The sequence below is a fragment of the Clostridium sp. ATCC BAA-442 genome (assembly GCF_964239415.1).
Taxonomy (GTDB): domain Bacteria; phylum Bacillota; class Clostridia; order Oscillospirales; family Oscillospiraceae; genus Flavonifractor; species Flavonifractor plautii.
In genome coordinates, this window is the sequence record NZ_CAXSQB010000004.1 from 91829 (window position 1) to 112111 (window position 20283).

Sequence of the window (20283 nt, forward strand, 5' to 3'; positions counted from 1 at the left end):
TCCTCCATTTATGTGGTTTGGTACAGTTTAGACAGTGAAACCTTCCATACTGCAGCGAAGAATGCAGTAGTCGGTCCGAAGGCTTTTCATGTGCCGCAGAATATCTTCTTTGGACTGGTAGCCCTCCAAATTCAACACCTGCCGTTCTGGACACCCCTTCTCGCTGGTCAGGTTGCAGTACCAGTACCCGCTTTTGGTCTGGTAGACCTTCCGATTTCTCTTGTGACCGGGAATCGTGAGCGTCAAATGCAGACCGCCGACGCCATACTCTGCATGAACGAGCATAAAAGTCGCTTTATACAGCTCGCGTTCTTCCTTTTCTACAAAACCGCAGAGATCAGGCAGCCTGGGGCACCTTCCAGATGTGTGGGGCATATTGCGCCGATTCCGTTGGAATTTTCCCCGGCACCAGCAATCCCGCACCTCGCATTTTTCACAATCCACAGCGCCATGAAGCGGTGGGAAATAGTGTTGCTGCTCCATCACATGGCCTCCTTAAAAACAGTCATTCTGCATTACTTTTTGGCAGGCCAAGTCCAAACCAGCTTTCAGCTGAGGCATGGCCTCCATGTATTGGGGAGTGATACCCAGGGCATCAAGCGTGTCTTGAACATCGCCGGTATAGCCGTATTCGTGGTTGGAAAGTTCAGTCAGGAACATTTCATAAATGAAATTATCTCCAGCTTTATCAGCGGCAATGGCCTCATCAAGCTCCTTGCGGTGCCGGGCAAACATTTCATGTAGCTTCGGCGCATCGCTTTTGCGGTAAAATCCACCGGTGCCAGCGATAGCATACACCTGATTCATGTCGGAAGGGCGCAGGCCGAGCCGGCGCATTCCCTCTGCGAACTGCCGTTGATCGAACGCAAAAAACATGGGAAAGGCGTTGACCTCTTCCTGCTGGCGATCCCGTAACTCCTGATAGTGGTTTTTCATACTATGCGGCCTCCTTTTTCATCCGCTGTACAGACAGCCTGACACGCCATTCATCCGGGCGGGGCTGACTGCGGCAAATCCGTTCTAAAAGGTCTTTATTCGCACAAACAGCATATTGCTTCCACTGAGGCCCTGGCCCTTGACGGGTCAGGTGCTCCAAGGCATACATCATCACAGCACCCTACCTTTCCACCTCGAATTGCCGAAGCTTTTCTAACAGCAGACGGGTGTTCTGCGCGTATTGCTCAAGGAACGGCTGATCCAAATCGAAGTTATAATATCGGTAAAACAGCACTTGGAAGGTCATCTGTTTGCATAGTTCCGGAGAGATCGAGCGCATCCGCTTACCGATTTCCGTGATAGCGGCATATTCCTGTTTCAAATACTCTTTCTCCATTCTGGGGAAATTGCGATAAAACCAGTCTTTGACGGAAACCTTTCCGCCGTTGAAATGGTACTGCTGATTGTGGTCAAAGCAGAGGCAGTATTCAAAATCACGGCCCCGCTCGCCGGGTCCTACAGAAAAGGGATAGAGCCGGCAGGTCCGTGGGCGTGCCTCGTAGATGCTGCATAATCCATCCTTCAGGAAAATACAGGAATCGTCCGGCCCCGTGGTTTTCAGCATGAAGATGGGAAAGCACTCTTGGGTCAGCGGCATAGGCTCGCAGTATCGGGTCAACACATCGTCTATGGTGCAGATGTTGGGATCACAGCCACGCAAATAGTTTGCCAACCGGTAGGCGTCCATGCTCTCCACCATCACAGCATCTTTGATATGGCGGCAGCATTGACCGCATCTGCGGCACTGATAGTCCACACAGTCTTTGGCGTGAACTGAAACTACCATTGTTTTTTGATCATCCATGACAATCCTCCGAAAAAAGGCCGTGGCGGAAAATCCGTCACGGCCCAAAACATATAGGACAAGCTCTGTTGTCCCGGTATCTTCTTACAACCGCTTTACGCGCACGCGGCCAGGCTCACCATCGGGAGCGGGTTGCAGGCCGCCAGCGGAAAAGGGGCCATTGAGAGGCAGTAATTGGAGTTAAGCGTTTCAAAGCGTACCATATCATCCGACTGATCGTGGATGGCTACCACACGGGAGGTATGATAGATCTTACCACCTGCATGAAGAAGTGCGCCCTGCCCAATCACCAGCGGACGCAGAAGTGCTCCGCGCATCACAATAGATTTTTTTGATTTCGTCATATACTTCGACCTCCATTCTGTTTGTGGTAGATAGAGGGCTACTCGCGGCATAACCTCAAAAACACAGTATGGACCTCCTCAAGAAGTTCCTGGATGCGCTTCATCGGTATTTTTTCGTGGCTGGAAATCTCCTTAATGCCATAGCCGTAACCCTTCATGCGGACAATTTTCATCTGTTGTTCAGAAATATGGGAAGCCAGATCATGGAGCATCTGCTGCATTTCAAATTCCTGCATGAGACGGTCCTGACCCGGCAGCACCTCTTCCAGCGGAACGCCATCCGAGTATAGGCCCAGATGGATGCTGATGACTTCTGTATTACGCTTGCGGCGCGCCTGTGTACGGAAATAATCGTATAAGCGAAATTTCATTTGTCGAATCGCAATAGTGCTAAAAGAATACTTTTGTGCAGATGCGCTATTACAGTAGTCCTGCACAGCCTTCAAATACGGGAAAATAACCACATCATAGAATTCATTCTCTGGAAGATGGTTGTCATTGAGAAATTTATAGACCAGGCCATGGTGTTCAGCGGCAAAATCCTGCTGCTCCTTTGTCAACGGTACTTCACACAACATAAATTTTCCTCCGTTCTAAATAAAAAAGGGATACCTCCGACTTACGCCGGAGGTGTCCCTTGATGATGTATCATGCGGCATTGCCGCAACAAAAACAGTTACGCCGGCAACTGTTCATAGTCGCCGTTGATCTCGCCGACCACATAGCTTCCATCCGGACCCGGGGCCGCAGTGGCAGATTCCGGGATCTCATAGTCGCAATCGTTGGCCCGCTGTTCCTCATTGATCAGCGCCCGCTGAATGTTGATAGTTTTGATTTGCCCCTTGAAGACATTGGCATAGGCGCGGATCTGGGCCAGCTCTTCCCCCTGGAAATCACGCAAAAGGCGGAAAGTTGCAACGCTGTAATCATTGCTGCCGTTGCTATCTTTCTTGAGGCCGATCTGGACCAGACTGCCATAGGTGGCACGCTGGCGATAGACAAAAGCCCTGTTCAGGAACTCCTTGAACGGCCTGATGCTGGTGGGCGGCAGGGAGACCAGCAGAGGCATATATTCACCACTGCGCAGCAGATAGAGATGCCTCATATTCTTGCACGCCTTGCCGCGGCCGCCATCCTTGGCCGATCCATACGCATTCATGGGGCAGGTAGCACACGCACCTCCCGGTACGCCGATCCCTGTTTTGCCATCTACAGAGGAGCAGAGCGGTTTGGTGTCTTCGTCATACTCGCTGCCTTCCGGCCACAGAGTATAGGCAGAGTGGTTGTAGAGGATGATGCCCTCCAGCGTCCGGGTATAATCCGGATTGTCGGGATCTTCCGTGGGAACTTCAAACTGCAGGGCGCCGCCGGCGGGAATCTTCACCCGCTGGAAGCTCATCATCTGAAGCCCATCCGCATCTTCTGCGATCTCATCGCGGCTGAAGTCGCCCTCCACCATCGCCGGAAGCAAGAATTTGTTCTGCTCGTTTGCGGCCACCATAGAAGTGTTCTGTTCGTACATAGTTCATTCCTCCTGTTAATTTTTTGATGGATGGCAGCCATTTAAGCGGCCATCTGGTTAATTCGGCTCCACTGCCGTGCCGGCATGGAGAGAATGTTGTAGCCGATGCCTTCCAGCGCGGTTGCCCGGTCATAGTCCTTAACATCCTGGCTGTGGCGCGTTACGGCGTTGGACAGACCATATAAGGTCAGATCGTTGCCTTCAATCAACCGCTGCAGCACACCGGAGCTTTCATCGTCCGTGATGTGAAAATCCTTGCTTACGAGCTTCACAATGCCAGGGACAGCGGCAGTATTCATGGGGGCATCCTTGGCTTCCCGCATCATGTTGACCACACGGGTAAAGCGTACCTCGTCTACTACGGCCCGCACCGTGTCCTGGATCTTCATGGCGAAGGCTTTGTCATCGGCCTCCAGCGTCTTTTCCGAATACAGCTGGTAGTTCTCCGAAGCCTCATTGACACGGCCTACATGGTTGCGGCGCGTCTGGGCGTCGTTTACCACCATACCGTTGCTGCATACCAGACGATAGACCAGCGGCTGGATGCTCACCGAGCCCAGGCCTACCTCGCTATTGCTGATAATAATACCGGACTGCACGATGTCGCCGGGTACGACCTCTGCCTCCAAGCGGGTGTTGACAACCTTGATGTACATACGGCTGTCGGTGAGCTGGCAGCTCTCGAAGTGCATCCCTTCCATCTCCTGAAGGACTGGAAGGACAATCCCGGCAATATCGAGGTTGTCTATACGCCGGTAGCGGTTGCTGAGAAACGCCCGCGCTGTGCCGTCTATGGTGCGAACCATACGCACAGCCGGCTCCCGCTGGAACCAGGCATTCACATTCTGCGCCAGCAGCTCGGGGTATTCCTCCAGCATCTTGTCATAATAGGCTGCCGGGATCTTGAGGTGCGTTCCGATCTGCCTGTGTGCGATGGCGTTGACCTCCAGCGGCTCCACGGCATAATCACCGGATTGGTCGTAAGCGTTGAGATACAGCCCGCCACCAAAAGGCTCCAACCGGAGACTCCGGGTGTCCAGCATATAATCGGCCTTCAAATCGTTCTGCCGCTGGATTTCCTGTGCCATTTCCACAAGACTGATCCCTGATTTCATGTTATTTCACTCCCTTCTCATGACGATGGCGGTCACCAGGAGACCTGGATGCCCTGCGCTGTTGTTTCAGCAGCCAGACCGTTGCTCTCAAACACTTCCACCAGACGAGGCCAGTAGACCTTTGCCGGAAAGTTGGAAAGATGTTCCTGCGGGACAAGCTCTTCACCCTGCTGGATGCAGATGTCCCCGTTCTCTTTCAGTGTGAGTTTGCTGTGGCCGCGTGAGTTCAGGTCGGCAATCAGCGTCTCCATCACTGTGCGCCCGTTATTCTCGTACCAGATACGCGGGTCGATGGGCTGCTTGTTGGGTGGGATGTCGGCCTGATCTTCCTGCTCTGTCCCTGCTTTGGACAGAGGGACGATTTTGAGCAGGTCACAGCGGATCGTCGCATCCTTGCCGAAGGTGATGTCCGCATGGTCGAACGCCTCCACATTGTAAAGGCGGATACGCCCTGTGCCGTTGCTGCGGATCAAATCCGCCGGTCTCTTTTCACACCACTCAAAGCAGGCGTTGGGAAAAGAGGAACGCAGATAAGTCAAAATCCGGTGGTTGGCATAGCGGAGCAGCAGATCGTCTGGTACAGGCCCTTCAAGCTCCGGCACCGTAAAGGTGTTCTGCGCGACACCCTCGGCATGGAGCTGGCGTTCCCTCTGCTGACGCTGACGGCGGCGCCTGGCCTGCTGCATATAGGGGAGCAGGAGGATCAGCACGACCCAAAGCCCCCAGAGGGTAAATACCCCTATCAGAAGCCACGCTTGCCAGGGTCCGCGTACCAAAGCCATGATAGCGATGACAGCACCGATCAGGATTGTGATGCTGCCGCTCAAAAGTCCTTTGTCGTTACTCATGTTGTTACCGTCCTTCCTTTTAAGTTTTGCTTGAAAACAAAAAAAGGGACCGCACCAAGCTTCAGTTCATTCTGAAAACTTGATACGGTCCCTCTTGCAGTGCCGGATTTTATTCCGGCAGGGATTCGCGGTCGCCGTCCATTACCTCGGAGGGGGCTGGAGCGGTTGCCGCCGCGTCAGAGTCATGCTGCTCATGTTCCGCTTTTGCTCTGGAAGATTGCCCAGGAAGAAAGCCAAAGTCCGTCAGCCATACTTTCAACTTTTTGACTGTGGCCCCGTCCTTTTGCCGTACATCCACCAGTTTCTGCGATCCAGTGAGCCAGATCATGCTTCCCTTTTTGACCTTGAGCCGTGTGAGCCGGGCAACCTGGTCGCCGCGGGCCCATACTTGATAGAAGTTCGGATGTTCACCTCCGGAGCGTTCCACCAAATCAAAACAAACATACGGCTGCTTTGACTGGCTCTCTTTGGGAGTAAGCTCGTGCATGACTCGGCCAAATACATAGATTTGTGCCATAACACTCCTTTCTTCGCCATCGGCGTTACTATCTATATATAAAAAGTGCCAGCGGATACCAACCCGAAAAGGGCGTGGCAATACCACTGACACTTGATACAGCATACAAACTTAACTGCGTGTGCAATGCAGGGCTTTGGGCCTTGCGGTACAGATGTTTCATCTGTATCCCACATGGGGAACGCACAAAAATCAATTACAGGTTAAGTGTAACACCGTATCTTGTGTTTGTCAAGTGATATAATACTATATATAGATATTTTAGCCCGGCGAGTTACAATATGTGGTTCATGTGGCGGTAGTAATCGTCCAACAGGTAGAATTTCAGTTCCTTGGCCCGGGGTGTACCATAGTTGAAGGTCAGCGCATAGAGATTGCCTGTTCCATCTATACCGAGGGGGCCGAGCCAGCAGTCGGCAGTGTTGCCGTTGAGATACCAGAGCTGAATGTCCTGGTAAGCATCTTCCGAAACAAGCCCTGATGCGGCCAGACGCTGGGCGTCTTCGTCTTCAATCAGGGTGGAGGAAAGAAAACGGCGGTAAAGTTCATCCGGCAGACCGAGAGCCTGTTGGTAGGTCAGCGGATTCGGGTGATTCAGCCACCAGCGGGTGACATCTTCAAAGGTGCGCAGATGTGGTTTAGCTCCAAGCGCCCGAAAGCTGCGGATGAACGATTTCACCTTGTCCGGGGATGGCGCAGAAGGGATTGGGATTTCACGCACTTCGTTGTCTGAAAAGGAAAAGGCAATCCGCTCACCGCATCTGTCCTCCAGCATGAGTGCGGAGCGGGATAATGGAGAGACCAGAAAGTGCTCCATAGCAAAGGTATGATCCAGAAACTGTTGGATTTTGTATTGCTCAATCGTGTGTGGTTTGTACATGGGGGTAGCCCTCCTTTTTAGATTCTACCTATTAAATAGGAAAAATCCCCCGTTTTTCTGCAGCAAATCAAACTTTGTAAAAATAGTGGATAGAGGAGTAAGAAAAAGAGATACGATGCTGTGGTTATGTAGCCTGCACCGTATCCCTTTCCTATTTTGCCGTAGGTTTAGCCGTTCTCCTTAGCCTGTTCCTCTTGGACAGCCGGCTCGCCAAGGGCCTCATATCCCAGGAAGCTGTTGGTGGAGAGAGCCGCGTCCAGATAGTCGTTTCCAACAGTGGGGTGGTTGCTGCTTTGAAAGTAAAAACGATACCGGGCGCCAATCTGGAACTTGGCGGACTTACTTAACAGTAAAGTGCGCTCCGCACCTTGTTCGTCTATTAGTTGGATCTTGCGATACTGCCGCATCATAGGCGAGACAACGCTGGAGCAGACGCCTTCTACGATCTCATACTGGCCCCGGGCGATGGTGCTCCATAAGCTCCTAACCAGTACCAGAGAGGCAAGAAAGATTATGCTGCCCAGTACCAGCAGGATATGGTCTGTGGTAATAATGAAGATGATTAGGCTGAGGGCAATGCTTGCGAGCCCGGCCAAAAAGGTCAACAAAATCTTTCGCCGTAGCACGAACGGGAATTGGTTCCATTGATTCTTCATGTGGTAATCCTCTCAAAAATGATTTGCTGGCGCAGGTAGAGGTTGGCAACGGCCAGCGTTACTGCCTGACTGCTCCGGCTGTTTTTCATTATGCCGGCGATATTATAGCAGGTGGTTTCGTCGTCGCCGTACACGGCCTCCATCAAGAACTGCTCATTGGGAAGATAGGCAACATCCTGCTCTACACACTTGATGATCTCGGCGGTGGACAGCAGAGCTTGCTGGGCCAGCCTCATAACACGGGTCTCATAGTCGGTACGCCGGTCTTTTTGGAATAATTTTAGCGCCTGTTGAATAGGGACTCGGCGGCCTGCCACCAGTTTGACAAATGAGATGCTCCTCATCAGCATTGATCCGCTGGCTGGAATAATGCCGAGAGAACTCAACAAATCATACAGAGCATCGTATTCCGTTTCACCACAGCCAGATACCAGCAGACCTCGGGTGAGCAGCCGATTTACGCAGGCATCCCAAGAGCGGGAAATACAATCTCCCAGAGAGGACACCAGCTTGTCACACTGGAGGGAAATATCCTCTCGTTTAGAAATTCGCCAGTTTAGGGCAGTCCAAACGACCATTTCCTGCATATCCACCATGTAAGTTTGCCCGCCCAGGCGGATGACCGGGCAGGACCGGCCACAGCCATTCGTTTCCCGATCCAGACGGCCGATTGCAGTATATAGGGTATTCTGTTCCATTCATCAGTACCTCCTTCTTTTATATATCCTTTACTGCGGAAAGGCCGCGGTTTTCAACAAATTCAGAGCAGGCTTTTCAGAAACTTGGAGTCTCTGCGCAGTTTTGCGGTGGAACGCGAGATCCATGCCCCCACATGGGAGGGCGGCACCTGATAAAGCTCCGCAATGTCTGTGACCCGCATTCCTTGAAGTTTGAGGGCAAGCGCCTCAATACCAAGCCGGGTTACACCATCGTAATCTTTTTTACAGGCATCCAGCAATGACAGAGTTTCTATCAGAGATACTTGGGTGTCAAAGGCGTCGGGCCGGGACTCCAGGGCCTCTCCGTCTGCCGCCAGTTCTCCATGTTCTCCAATAATAAGCCTGCTGAATTTTTTCTTCCTGTTGCAGATCGCCCGGCAATAGGACAGAAGCCCGTTTTTAACGACCGTTTTGGCGTAGGTAGAAAACTGGGCCCGTCCGTCATTCTTATAAGTAGACGCGGCTTTACAGAGCCAAAGGCACCCCTCTTGGAACAAGTCTCCATATTCCATACCGCAAATAGTTGGATTAACATGGATGTAGTCACAAATAACCCAATGTACGATGGGAAGATTCTGGGCAACAAGTTCCTGCTGCTGTTCTGTTAAACTGGTCATCGTTTCACCCCCCTTTAAGCGGCCGAATGCAGATTGCCCAAAGGAGCAGCGGCTTTGTAACAGAGGCGAATTACCTCATCACACATCCCGTCAGAAAACATGCCAATATGTGCCTGCTGGTCATTTAGTCCCAGTTTGGCCTGGAGCCAGATGTAGACCTCCCATTTTTCCATGTGCCGGCTCTGCTGCAGATGCTCCAGCGCCCGGTGAGCCAGGATTCGTTTGTGCCGGAGATCCCCATTTGCCAGAGTCCCCATAGGCCGGTGTGTCCGGTCATGGGCACTCACATAGGCATCACAAGCCGGCCAGCGATCACAGAGATAGATATATTTGCCCTGGGAACGGCGGTTACAGCCATAGACTGTGCTGGCGGGGCGAAGAGAGGCGTTAGCATGGCAATAAGGGCATTGGATATGTTTTTGCTTCGTCATAAAAATCATCACCTCCAAATGCGTATAGATGACGGCGCAAAGGCGTCTTTCAGTGTGAAAAAACAGTGTTAATTGCAGCCCGGGTCCAGAGAAAGTTGTCTGAGCGCACAGGCGGAAGGCTCCGGTGTGTGCCATTCGATGTACTTGGAAAAGGCGGCGTCAAAGGCGCGCCGGGACAAAATGGCAATGCACTCAGACGAATCTACAGTTTCTCCGGATAGTCTTTGGATGTCCTCGGCAGAAAGCAGCATAACCTGTCCGCACTCATCCACAGCCAGAAGAAAACCGGAACAGGGCGTTGTCCGGCCGCACATGCAGTTGCCGCAATCGCAGCTTACAAAGATAGCGTTGCGCCAGTTGCCGCGAACGGCCCGCAGAAAAGAATAAATTTTGCAGGATGATTTCATCCTCTACCTCCGTTATTCGTTTTTTCAAAAACTAAAAAAGCGGGGACCGGCCGTGGAAACCCACAGACCGATCCCCGCCGGTGATTTTAGCCAAACAGGCCCTCGATCTCGCTGGTGATACGCGGAATCACCGTGTCGTTGAAAATGAGGGTCAGGGCCGCCAGAAGAAGGGCGCCCAGCACCACGGCGATGATGATCTTAACAGCGTCCGAAATGTAAAAATCGCCGCGCTGGTTGGAAAGCGCCATACGGGCACGAAGGGCCAGTGCATTCGCCTTGTTCTGGATACGGGTGGTAAAGTTTCTCATGGTAAGACCTCCTGAAATTTTATTGTTTTGATGTTGATGGTTTTATAAAAAGACTGCTCACCGCTCAAGAACGACGAATCGGTTTGAGCATGTCCTTTTTATTGGAAATGGGCCGGCTGGGATAGGCTTTCGACTTTTGATACAGAAGCCATCGGAAACGGCGCTTTTCTTCCCGTGCGCCGCCAGACGGGGAAAATTTTTTCTTAGGCATAAAAGTCTCCTTAAAACAAGGGCCGGCCTGTATATGACAGGCTGGCCCAGAAATAAATGACGGCAGCTGACTACCGCTACAAAAATCCGCTATAGAACAAGCACTTACCTCCTTTACACTGCAAGAGGTAGAAAAATGTGTTTTTTCTGCTTCATACATTCAGAAAAATGTGAAAAAATGAATTGCAAAACAAAGAAAAATGTGGACGCCTCGAATGTGCATCATCATTTATCACGAATCTTCCGCTGTATCTTGCAGAGAAAACCATAGAGCTCTTATAGGAAACGGCCCTCACATTCAGATGTGGGGCCGTTCCATTCGCAGTCCGATTATCCAAAGAAAGCGCCCAAGGAGCCCATAACCTCGGTACAGAGGACCACCAGGTAGATAATCATGATACAGATGAGCATCATCATGGAGTAACGCTGGATCTTCTTGGGGCGCTTGGCCGCTTCCTTTTTTAAGTTGTTCTGCTCAATCTGCCTCATGTCAAAACAGATCATTTTAAAGTACATCCTCTGATCGTCGCCTCGCAATACGCCAATCAGTCCCCGGATCACATCGGACAGCATGGGGCTGCCGATGCGGGTTTCAAAATGGATGAGGGCGTTTTCATAGTTGCCGGTCTTCATATCGGCAATCGTCTGGTCCAACTCCGCGCCGAAGTCCTTGCCCGCCACCCGGCGGTAGGAAGTAAGGAGCTTCAACACATCCCGGTCATTTTCCAAATTCTGCCCGATGGTAAGGGCAAAGCGAGGGATCTCATTCTCAATGAGCTTGCGCCGCTTTTTCACAAAGTCAAAAACCTTGTAATAGGTTGAAAACCACAGAGCCACGGCCAGACCAATCAGAACAGGCACCATAAGCGGTATCAAAAACGCCATCAGCAGAGAACTGAGGCCGACTGCCCCGGCTGTGACCCAGGCCCGGGCGGTGTAGACTTCCGGTGTCAGCTCCATGCCGGCAATGTCCAGCGCCCGCTGCAGTTTATTCCGCTTGAGCTTATCCAGCTTCAGGTACGGGGCGATCAGGCCGGCGATTTTGGTGAGATAGACATCCAGCAGTTTCTCGGCCTTTACGCCCTGCTGCTTGCGGGCCAGAAGCATCATACGGGAGGTACGCTTCGTGGGAATGTCTGCAAAGGCACAAGTCAGGTTATAGACAGCAAAGCCGAAACAAATCACTGCTGTGAGAGCTAAAAGCGTCATGCGCTGTCACCTCCATATTCAATGGGCCTGCTCAGTTTCATGATCTGGGTCAGGGCAAACAGGATAATGGCTGCGCAGATTGCCAAAGCGATTTTGCCCGGCGTGGTGAAGAGCAGCGTGTGAAACCAATCTTCATTCAGGAAATAAAGCAGCGGTACATTGGCGATCACAAGGAACATCATCGTGATCGCCTCCCGGCGCGGCCCCTGCATCATAGCCTCCAGCTCCGACTGCACCACACGAACATCAGAAAACTTCTGGGCGATGGTAGGCAGCGTATTTTTCATGGCCCGGTCAGACTGGCACTGAATGAGGATGTTAGCCCACTCATGGAAAACACGGTTTGGAATCTTCATTTTGAGCGAATTGATGGCACTCGTAGTATTTGCGTTAATCAACTCTGCCTCATAGACAAATGCCTCAAAATTGGCCTTCACCGGCTCATTGATGTAGGGCAGGTTTTCCTTGACTGCCCGGATCAGGTCCTCTGTGCGCAGGTAGGAAGTGGTGATGATGGAGATGGCCGTTTCCAGTTCTTCGTTCAAATGCTTTTTATAACTGGCTGCGGTGCTGCGCAGATACCAAATAGGAGCGAGTGAAAATCCGATCCCTAAAATCGGGACCATGTACACATTGCCAATCAGCAGCGCCAGGGCGCCGCCCACCGCGAACAGGATCAGAGTCAGCCGTTTGACTGCTTCATACCGGTCAGCCCGCCCGGTGCCTTTGAGGATTTGCTTTAATTCAAAGTCCTGATTAAAGAAGCCTTTGGCCGGAGTACCCATCAGAACATTCAATTCATCGGTCAGAGTGGCCGACTTGCGCTGTGACCGGAAAAGCGCATCAATGAAATCGCCCGGCCGCACACCAAACAGCGTTAGGAGTCCAGCGGCGATGAGGGCGAAGCATATGATGTAAACCCACGGCATCCGTTCAACACCTCCTTGTCGTGCTCAAGAAATTCATCCAGCTCCTTATGGGAAATCCCATTGTCCAGGAGACGCTTCTGCAATGAGCTGGACATCTCGGAAACTTTTTTGTGGCGGCCGACCACAAGGGGCCGTCCATCTGCATCAACAGTGTTGTCCAGCACATTGTAAGAGTAGAGGGTGCGGTAAATCAGCCGTTCGCCCTCACAGCATTCCCCCTCGATGATCTCCATGATTTTACGGCTTCGGTCTTCCAGCTGCTTTGTGAAGACGATGATTGGATAGGCTTCGACCATGATCTGCATCAAAACATCATCGCCCATCATATACTTTCGCTTTGCGAGCGTCATCATGCGCCGGTAAGTAGAAGCGCAGCTGTTAGAGTGGATTGTGGTGCAGACAGTATGGCCGGTACGGGAGCTTTCTGCAGCGGACAGGCTTTCTGCCGCAGACCGCATCTCACCGACGCCGATCACATCCGGGTGCTTACGAAGGACCCGCTCCAGCAGGAAGTCCTGGTTGATGTTCAAGGAAGGATTTTCGCTGGGCCGGGTGAGCAGATGGACTACGGAATTCAGAATGTTTCCATTTTCGTCCCGCTTAACCAGATCAAATTCGCGGCTGCCCTCCTCAATCGTGATGAGGCGTCGGTTGTCAGGGACCTGGGACAACAGCCATGCCATGATGGTAGTTTTGCCGGAGCCGGTGGCCCCGGCAATGCAGACGGATACGCCATAGCGGATGCAGGCGGTCAGAAAATGAAGCATTTCCGCTGTTGCACTGCCGGAGTCCAACAGCTTCTGTGCAGAAACCGTTTGTTGATTTACGATACGGATGGAAGCGTTGATCCCCACCTCCGGGTCAACAATCGGCGTCTTATCCACAGAGATACGCACATTCTTATCCAGGAATCCGATCACGCTGGGCATGGTATCGTCTATGACCATGCCGCAGGCGTTGAGCATGCGCCGGACCACATCAATAGCGTGCTGTGGAGAGGAAAACTTGTCCGGGATTTTAACGCTGCGCCCGCCGGCTTCAATCACCTCAATGTCGTTGTAGGCATTGATGTTGACCTCCTCAATACCGGGTTTGTAGATCCACTTTTTCAGGAAGGAGTACCCGGCCATGTCCTCATAGAGCTTCTCGCACAGTTCCTCCGTGGTCAGCCCCTCGATGGCGTATTTTCGCTTGACGATGTACTGCACCATCAGTTCTTTCAAAAGGGAGGAGGCGCGGTCGGTATTTCCATCGCCGGCCTCTGCAATCGTGGCGGCGTGGTTTTCCGCAAAATACCGCTGTACATCTTCCAGAATCTGTTCATAGGTAAGGTCCTGATTGGCCGCAGGAGCGAAGAAAATGTCATTGAGATTATTCATCGGCAGTTTCCTCCTCAAAATGCTCGGTTTCGTTTCCATCATCCTCTGCGGCATGGTCAGCCAGCTCCATCTGCTCCAGCGCATCCAAAACTTTGTTGAGCGAAGCTGTGTATTTGGGATTGCAGTATTTGATGGCCTGGAACATCCCGCCTTCGGTGGCGCAGCGGTCGATCTCCTTGCCATAGGGCAGAAGGCCATCCCATCCGCCGATGATATGGCCCATCTCATCCAGCGCGTGGAAAGGGCGGGCCATGCCGGCAAAGGTCATGTGCTGATCGTAGTGGAAACGCCCATCTCCCAACAAGGGCTGATGGGCCTTTAAGTAATTAACGCCCTTGAGATCAGGCGTCAGGATGCGAATGACCAGATCCCCTGACTCAATGGCGGCAGGCGTGAACACATTCGTCATATTGGAACTGCAGTCCAGAATGACGAAATCCACAAGCCTTGCGGCGGCGTTGACCAGCTGGAGTACCATGGCGTACTTGACTTCCGGGTAACTCAACGGATTTTCACCGGCAGCATAGCCCATCACTCCAATGAAGGGATAACTTTTGAGCACGGTAACATGCCCTGCCACCAAAGAGGTATCGATTTCCACGCTGCTCAGTACCTGCCCTACAGAGGCATTGGTCTGAATGATCTGCTCCGGCAGCCACACCGGAAGCATAGGAACACTGATTTCCGCATTGATGATGATCGCTTTCCGCTTGTCGCGGGTCAGGGCTTTTGCCAGAATGCAGGAAAACATACTTTTTCCGCTCCCTGGGCTGCCCCAGACGGTAATGACTTTTCCCATAGGAAACTCCTTTCCCAAGGGCGGAATGCCCTTGATTGTGCGGTAATATAATTTCGATTATCATAATCAAAATTATCAAACTGGTTTCATTCACCGCTTTCCGGTGTATTACTGGTAGGTGTCGATTGGGTATTCTCACCCGAATCTTCTGCAGAGGCGGGATCACCAGTTGCATCTGTCCCTTCGTTCTCGCCATCCTCTGTCAGCGTTTCCGGGAAGTAAATTTCCTGGAGCGTCTTGTCCTGTTCGGCCAGCAGTTCTTCAGCCAGCTGGTCATTGTTGCGGGAGATCAGGGCCACATGAGCTACGCCGTCGTTCTCCAGCTCAGTGATGATGCGGGCCTGCTCCGGGCTTGCCAGCACTGTGATGGTAGCAGACTGCTGCGGCTCTTCATCTTCTGTGGGCTCCTTGGTATTGTCCACATTGATGCCATCAGAATCCGTGACGGAAAGGACCTTGACAAAACGCAGTTCGGGTACTTCCTCCGCAGTCTCCAGGAAGTGATAGATGCGGACAATATCATTGGGCTGGAGCTTATCCGACAGTCCGGAGGCCAGCGTTTTTACGGTCAGGGAGATAGCAACCTTACCAGAGGGGATGTCGTTGAGCGCCACATCGGAGGAAATCGGGACGCTGCTCACCTTACTGGTGAGAATATAGTCGCCCGCAGCCAGATCCGCCGTCACATACAGCCCCTCCACATCCTCAAGGCTGTGAGCCACATTGGTGGGAAGGTTATAGCCGCCTACCTCCACAACCTCGGCGTTTTCTTTGGTGACCTGTTCGCCTTTGAGCACAGGCTGGGTGATGCGGACAATTTCCGTTTTCCCGTTGGTCTGCCGGGCAATGGTGGGCAGAGCCACAAAAGCAATGACTGCTGCCAATACCAGGGACAAAATACCGAAAATAAATCGGTTGTTGAGTTTCATAAGCACATTCTCCTGTCATAAAAATAGTTCAGCCAGCGTTGCAACAGAGCAGCCGCAGGCAAGAAAAGGTAAGAACGGGATGGCGATGGGCTGGCGGAGCCGGGAAAGCCTTCGGAACAGAAGGACCATCGGCATGGCAAAGACTGCGGCCACAAAGAAAACCAGAGCCATCCCGGAAGGGCCGTAAATCAGCCCAAGTATCCCACAGAATTTAATATCGCCTCCTCCAAGCCCAGTTCCACCCGTTGCCATGGCAGCAGCCAGAGGGATGCAAAAGCCAAGCAATGCCCCCGCCAAAGCCTCGGCAACGGTGGGCCAGAGCTGCCCACCGTCCCCGGCAAGGCAGACCTTGAGCAACGGAGCCAGAGCGGCGAAGGGCATAAAAAAGGCGAGCGCCCGATCCGGCACCCGCCTATACAGAATATCATAAACAGCAAAACCAGCCACAACAGAGAAAACGGTGAGCAGGTATGCCGGCCACAGGCTACTCGCGGTTGGTGTACCAATCATCATAAAGGCTCCCATCGATTGAAACATAGTCGTTCAGGTTGATGCTCAACATTCCATCAGGGGTCCAAGTGTCCCAGACCTGGGTGAAGACGGTATAATCTGTGGAATCCGGGAACCATAGCGGACTGAAATGCACAGCCCGGTTATAGGTAGAGAACTCATTGGGCTGGAAGGTGAATTTGGCGCTCCGGCCGCTGGACACCCGCTGCAGAAGGCGCAAGTATGTTTCGTACTGGAACTCGGGAAACACGGAAAATGCCGTCTGCGGATGGGTGATATGGCTGGTGGGCGCGTCGGTGGAAAGGGTGGCTGTCACATCCTGCTTGACGCCATACCCGCTCTTCATTGACTTCCCGGAGGCCGTGGGCACAATATCATCCGGCATCAGGGACATCACACCGCTGATGGAGGCAGAATAGCCGGTGTACTCGTACTCCCAATAGCCTTCATCGACCCAGTGCCCCCAGTCATCGTGGTCACACCAAACCCAAACCGGTACCCAGTAGCAGCTCCATATACCCCAGTTGGCAGTGAGCTTCTGCGGCTCATTGGGGAGTGAGGGCACGGTGTAGTTGGGGTTGGTATCCGTTGCTGTCGGATCTGGAGGGATATGTTCGTTCAAGTCCACGATCTCCGCAACAAAGGTATCTTGTGCGGTATAGGCCCCGCTGACGGAAACCGTGATGGTTACCGACTGTGGAGTGGAGGGCGTGTGCCATTTGACCCAGACCACCTGGCTGTCGCCTGCCGGGATGACTATATCGTTGACCCGGTAGGTGGTGCCGAGAATATGGAAGGTCACCGAGGCCGGATTGTCCGGTGTTAAATCTGTATCCGTCCGCAGAGTAACGGATGTGATCACATCCGTGTCTACCCGATATTCTACATCGGGCGCTTCAATTTCCCCTTCGGGCGGGCGCTCATCAAACCAGACAATGCCGACGCCCAGACTGCTGATGATGTCAGCGTTGCTCTGCTTGCTTGTGGTGCTGCCTGTCCATGCGGGCAGGCCGAGATCGCTAAATTCCAAAAACATCGACAGAGGCAGATTCTTGTGGGTGAGGGAAGTCATGGTTTTCCGAAGCGCCCCGCCAGATTTTTGGTCATACAGCGCCGCCTCTGTAGCGGTCATACAGTAATACTGGCCGTTATGCGTAAAGTATGCAATGGGCTCGATCAGCAGCTTATAGTCGCCAGCGATCATCCGCTCATAGTCCACACCGGCCGCCTGGGCAACCATCTGGCAGGCATATTCCGAACAAAAATACCGCTTGATGGCCTCAATATTGCTCTGCCCCTTACTGCTGACGATGGTGGGCATAGACTGTATTGGCCTTGTATAGTCATAACCTGCGCCTGATTGGGGAGTAAGTGCAGTGCCGGCAAGATACTGCAACTTGTTCACTTTTCCAAAGTGAACGACATTATTTTGAGATCGATTTGTAAAATCAATCGGTGAGGATATTGCGTTTCCGCTATCGGCATCCACAACGGTGATTCGCACACCATCATTTCCAGGATTCCAGAAATTAGAGGATGTGCCTTGGCCCATGCTGCCGCCACCACCGTCAATATTTCCGTTACCGCCCTCTGCAAACGCGGTGGAAGGGAGCAAACAAAATACCAGGGCAAGGCTGCACAGGAGGGCGAGAAGTCGCTTCAAATACATCACACTCCGTTCTTCTTAAAATAGAAAGGCCGCCACAATTCTGTGACGGCCAATCAGGGGTATATTCAGTCATAGATTGGTCAGCCCATATTGCCGACCTGCTTGTTGATGTCTCCATCGCTATCTCCAATAGTTTCTTGTCCATTACCGGGGACAATCCACCCAAACACTGGATCATATACGGCACCGTTGCCATTGCTGGCCCCGGGGGCCGGCTCATTATTGGCCGGCTCCTTTTCCGCAGGGGGAGTGGTGACCTTGGGCACTTCCGGGTCAGGATTGACCGGATGATCTTCACCGGGGTCTTCCCGCTCGGTTTTCCCTTCTGGCACGGGCGGAGGCGTTGTTTCCGGTTTCTCCGTGTCCGTGAAGTCGATCACGACTTCATCCTCAGTTTCGGAGGTCACCTTGGGGTACTCCTCTTCAGGACTGGAGGACTGGCCGGGCGCATAGGCTCCGGCGCCGCTCTCACCGTCTGTCTGTGTGCCGCCATCCGACCAATCGCTGGTCGTGCTGCTGGGCGGGGATTCTTCCGGCTTGAAATCTTCTGTGCGATCCCGGCTGGCAAACCAGCAGACACCCAGGATGGCAACACAGAGGACGGCCAGCGAAGTAACGATAAAGCCTTTGGATTGGAAAAACTTCTTCATGTGTGATACACTCCTTTTTTGCTGTTATATAAAGCCTATACTGTAGTTCTGGCTGAATTTTCAACAGCACGGCTAAAATTTGGTGTTGTGGTAGCCGGTCAGTTCTACCCGCTGGGTAATGGTGGGGTAACTGTGTCCAAACATCCGCACATAGAAGTCAACATCACAGTAAAAGATGTATTCCACACGGTCGCCCACCACATTGAATTCAAGGCTGATGTCGGAAACCGTGTAGTCATCGGTAGAGAGAGGGACCTTTTCAGCAAGGCCGCCGGCAACTGTGGCCTCCAGCATTTCTGTGTAGTCCCGGCTGGAGTAGAGGGTGCGTAAATACTCTTCAAAATTGGTTTCCCTCTGGGAGCGGTAAGTATCTGCGTAGATGGTGGCGCTCAGATTGTTCAGCTCCATTTTAGCCCCGTTGCGGATGTTGATGCAAGTAATTCTCACCGAAGCATACAGTAGCAGGAAAGAAATGAGCATGACAACTCCAACCACAAAGAAGCAGGCGAAGAAGGTGATCTCCCCCCGCTCGTTGCGGAGCGGCCGGTGCAGCTGTGAGAATAAACGCTTCATAGGCCACCTCACTTCCAGTAATGTTCGCTAACGCCGGAGCCGCGGGCCACCACCGTGATGTTGACCAGATCCAGATTCCAGAAGCCGCCCAGCTTGGCATCCCCCTCAATGGTAATATAGAAGGGCGTTCCCAACTGGATGGCCCGGGACATCCCGGAAGGTGTGGGAGATTTATATGTGGCGTCAATCGAATAGGTGATATTGTCGGCCCCCTCGATCTCCGAACAGAGGAAATCAAAGAGAGCATCCGTCTCGCTGTTGATGCCGCCGGACAACTGGATCTGCTTGACCATCTGATCGGCTGCATGGTCAAGCTCCTGTTTTGTAGAGATAATGCCGAACAAGTCGATGATAAAGGCCAGCAAAACAACGGCAATGAAGATAAACACCACCGTGGAAAAGTAGTTGGCCTCGCCCCGCTCATTTTTTAATGCACTGCGGAGCTTTTGCAGTATGCTATGGATAAAAACCACCACCTTTACTCAGAAATAAAAACAGCCGCTCCCGGCCGGAGCGGCTGCATTACAAATTTTTGACTGTACCAAGTATAACAGATATGGATTTACGGCTCAAGGGCAAGGCTGTGCCAATGCAAGGACAATCCTGTGCCAATTACAGCAGCGATTCCACCAGTTGATAAATATCGGTGAATGGATTGACGGCGATTCCAAACGGTTTGCTGCTGCCATTTTGAAGATGATATTGCTCTACACGCTTGGCATTCTGGAGAGCATTGGTTGTATGAGCAGACAACTGGGAATACACATCGCCGGTTTTCTCATAATCCGGAAGGTAAGTGGTCAAGGCATTCTTTACTGCAGGATAATCCTTGAAAAACTTAGTGGTGTACTGAAAGTGAAGCAGATACCAAAATTCAAAACAAGGATTAGAGAGCGCAATATGAATGCCCTTTGCATCAGCCATTTTCTGTGCTTTGGAGAGCAATTTGTCTTTGGCCGCGATAGGATCAGGGGTATTATAGTTCACATCACCGTCTGCAACGACCCATACAGCATCGCCATTGGATACAGAAAGCTGATTTTTGCTTTGGTATTCCACAGCTTTCCGAATCAGAGCGAGGTAATCGGTTTCGCCCCCTTTGGTGTGGCTGCCGACCACGCGAATATCAATGTTGGTCTGGCGGCTGCGATAATGTTCAAAATACTTTGGCTCGGTTTGCGAGCCCTCCGTCACAATCAGAATGACGGGTTTTAATTTCCTGCGTCGCTGTCCACGCTTTTCAATCTGTCCCCGTGCCATT

At 52.2% G+C, this 20283-nt stretch carries 27 protein-coding genes; all 27 read right to left on the minus strand.

Annotation, left to right across the window (positions count from 1 at the left end; genetic code table 11):
* Positions 1–27 precede the first annotated feature (27 nt).
* Entirely contained in the window at positions 28–483 is a 456-nt protein-coding gene (locus ACESY8_RS02985; RefSeq protein ID WP_009258029.1) for a hypothetical protein, read from the minus strand.
* Between the two features lie 12 nt (positions 484–495).
* Positions 496–936 carry a DUF7659 family protein gene (locus ACESY8_RS02990; RefSeq protein ID WP_009258030.1) on the minus strand — a complete coding sequence of 147 codons (441 nt, stop codon included), beginning with the start codon at positions 934–936 and terminating at the stop codon, positions 496–498.
* Between the two features lie 181 nt (positions 937–1117).
* Complete coding sequence (locus ACESY8_RS02995; protein WP_009258031.1) at positions 1118–1801, minus strand: YkgJ family cysteine cluster protein; 684 nt, start codon at positions 1799–1801, stop codon at positions 1118–1120.
* A 95-nt stretch (positions 1802–1896) separates the two neighbouring features.
* The gene (locus ACESY8_RS03000) at positions 1897–2145 is read right to left on the minus strand and encodes a hypothetical protein (RefSeq protein ID WP_009258032.1); all 249 of its coding nucleotides are present in this window, start codon (positions 2143–2145) and stop codon (positions 1897–1899) included.
* A 38-nt stretch (positions 2146–2183) separates the two neighbouring features.
* Complete coding sequence (locus tag ACESY8_RS03005) at positions 2184–2723, minus strand: sigma-70 RNA polymerase sigma factor region 4 domain-containing protein (RefSeq protein WP_009258033.1); 540 nt, start codon at positions 2721–2723, stop codon at positions 2184–2186.
* A gap of 98 nt (positions 2724–2821) precedes the next feature.
* Positions 2822–3667 (minus strand): hypothetical protein, encoded by an 846-nt coding sequence (locus ACESY8_RS03010; protein ID WP_009258034.1) that lies wholly within the window; start codon positions 3665–3667, stop codon positions 2822–2824.
* A gap of 41 nt (positions 3668–3708) precedes the next feature.
* On the minus strand, positions 3709–4755 hold the full coding sequence (locus ACESY8_RS03015; protein WP_238043911.1) for a DUF932 domain-containing protein: 1047 nt from the start codon (positions 4753–4755) through the stop codon (positions 3709–3711).
* Between the two features lie 59 nt (positions 4756–4814).
* Positions 4815–5630, minus strand: coding sequence for a hypothetical protein (locus ACESY8_RS03020; RefSeq protein WP_009258036.1), 816 nt, complete (start codon positions 5628–5630; stop codon positions 4815–4817).
* Between the two features lie 109 nt (positions 5631–5739).
* Positions 5740–6147, minus strand: a complete 408-nt coding sequence (locus ACESY8_RS03025; RefSeq protein ID WP_009258037.1) for a single-stranded DNA-binding protein — start codon at positions 6145–6147, stop codon at positions 5740–5742.
* Between the two features lie 274 nt (positions 6148–6421).
* Positions 6422–7027 carry a hypothetical protein gene (locus ACESY8_RS03030; RefSeq protein ID WP_009258038.1) on the minus strand — a complete coding sequence of 202 codons (606 nt, stop codon included), beginning with the start codon at positions 7025–7027 and terminating at the stop codon, positions 6422–6424.
* A gap of 167 nt (positions 7028–7194) precedes the next feature.
* Positions 7195–7635, minus strand: a complete 441-nt coding sequence (locus tag ACESY8_RS03035; protein ID WP_432489917.1) for a hypothetical protein — start codon at positions 7633–7635, stop codon at positions 7195–7197.
* Positions 7636–7679: 44 nt separating this feature from the next.
* On the minus strand, positions 7680–8381 hold the full coding sequence (locus ACESY8_RS03040) for a hypothetical protein (RefSeq protein ID WP_009258040.1): 702 nt from the start codon (positions 8379–8381) through the stop codon (positions 7680–7682).
* A gap of 62 nt (positions 8382–8443) precedes the next feature.
* Positions 8444–9019 (minus strand): sigma-70 family RNA polymerase sigma factor, encoded by a 576-nt coding sequence (locus tag ACESY8_RS03045; RefSeq protein ID WP_009258041.1) that lies wholly within the window; start codon positions 9017–9019, stop codon positions 8444–8446.
* A gap of 14 nt (positions 9020–9033) precedes the next feature.
* The gene (locus ACESY8_RS03050; protein WP_009258042.1) at positions 9034–9450 is read right to left on the minus strand and encodes a zinc-finger-containing protein; all 417 of its coding nucleotides are present in this window, start codon (positions 9448–9450) and stop codon (positions 9034–9036) included.
* Positions 9451–9943: 493 nt separating this feature from the next.
* The gene (locus ACESY8_RS03055; RefSeq protein ID WP_009258044.1) at positions 9944–10165 is read right to left on the minus strand and encodes a DUF6133 family protein; all 222 of its coding nucleotides are present in this window, start codon (positions 10163–10165) and stop codon (positions 9944–9946) included.
* Positions 10166–10229: 64 nt separating this feature from the next.
* Positions 10230–10376, minus strand: coding sequence for a hypothetical protein (locus tag ACESY8_RS03060; protein ID WP_165858840.1), 147 nt, complete (start codon positions 10374–10376; stop codon positions 10230–10232).
* A gap of 329 nt (positions 10377–10705) precedes the next feature.
* Positions 10706–11584: a type II secretion system F family protein gene (locus ACESY8_RS03065; RefSeq protein WP_498794608.1), complete on the minus strand. Its 879-nt coding sequence runs from the start codon at positions 11582–11584 to the stop codon at positions 10706–10708.
* Positions 11581–12513 (minus strand): type II secretion system F family protein, encoded by a 933-nt coding sequence (locus ACESY8_RS03070; RefSeq protein ID WP_009258046.1) that lies wholly within the window; start codon positions 12511–12513, stop codon positions 11581–11583. Before ACESY8_RS03070 ends, ACESY8_RS03065 begins: the two co-directional genes overlap by 4 nt.
* Positions 12462–13892 (minus strand): ATPase, T2SS/T4P/T4SS family, encoded by a 1431-nt coding sequence (locus ACESY8_RS03075; protein WP_009258047.1) that lies wholly within the window; start codon positions 13890–13892, stop codon positions 12462–12464. Before ACESY8_RS03075 ends, ACESY8_RS03070 begins: the two co-directional genes overlap by 52 nt.
* Positions 13885–14691, minus strand: coding sequence for a CpaE/TadZ family protein (locus ACESY8_RS03080; protein ID WP_009258048.1), 807 nt, complete (start codon positions 14689–14691; stop codon positions 13885–13887). The genes ACESY8_RS03075 and ACESY8_RS03080 overlap by 8 nt, the downstream gene beginning before the upstream one ends.
* Before the next feature lie 86 nt (positions 14692–14777).
* Positions 14778–15620 carry a Flp pilus assembly protein CpaB gene (gene cpaB, locus ACESY8_RS03085; RefSeq protein WP_009258049.1) on the minus strand — a complete coding sequence of 281 codons (843 nt, stop codon included), beginning with the start codon at positions 15618–15620 and terminating at the stop codon, positions 14778–14780.
* A gap of 15 nt (positions 15621–15635) precedes the next feature.
* Positions 15636–16133 (minus strand): prepilin peptidase, encoded by a 498-nt coding sequence (locus ACESY8_RS03090; RefSeq protein WP_009258050.1) that lies wholly within the window; start codon positions 16131–16133, stop codon positions 15636–15638.
* The gene (locus ACESY8_RS03095) at positions 16105–17799 is read right to left on the minus strand and encodes a DUF8193 domain-containing protein (RefSeq protein WP_044943950.1); all 1695 of its coding nucleotides are present in this window, start codon (positions 17797–17799) and stop codon (positions 16105–16107) included. The genes ACESY8_RS03090 and ACESY8_RS03095 overlap by 29 nt, the downstream gene beginning before the upstream one ends.
* Positions 17800–17879: 80 nt before the next feature.
* On the minus strand, positions 17880–18449 hold the full coding sequence (locus ACESY8_RS03100; protein WP_009258052.1) for a DUF6550 family protein: 570 nt from the start codon (positions 18447–18449) through the stop codon (positions 17880–17882).
* Positions 18450–18521: 72 nt separating this feature from the next.
* Positions 18522–19022, minus strand: a complete 501-nt coding sequence (locus ACESY8_RS03105) for a hypothetical protein (RefSeq protein ID WP_009258053.1) — start codon at positions 19020–19022, stop codon at positions 18522–18524.
* A gap of 8 nt (positions 19023–19030) precedes the next feature.
* The gene (locus tag ACESY8_RS03110; RefSeq protein WP_110503329.1) at positions 19031–19495 is read right to left on the minus strand and encodes a DUF4320 family protein; all 465 of its coding nucleotides are present in this window, start codon (positions 19493–19495) and stop codon (positions 19031–19033) included.
* Between the two features lie 139 nt (positions 19496–19634).
* Positions 19635–20282 (minus strand): RloB family protein, encoded by a 648-nt coding sequence (locus ACESY8_RS03115; RefSeq protein ID WP_009258055.1) that lies wholly within the window; start codon positions 20280–20282, stop codon positions 19635–19637.
* Between the last annotated feature and the right edge of the window lies 1 nt (position 20283).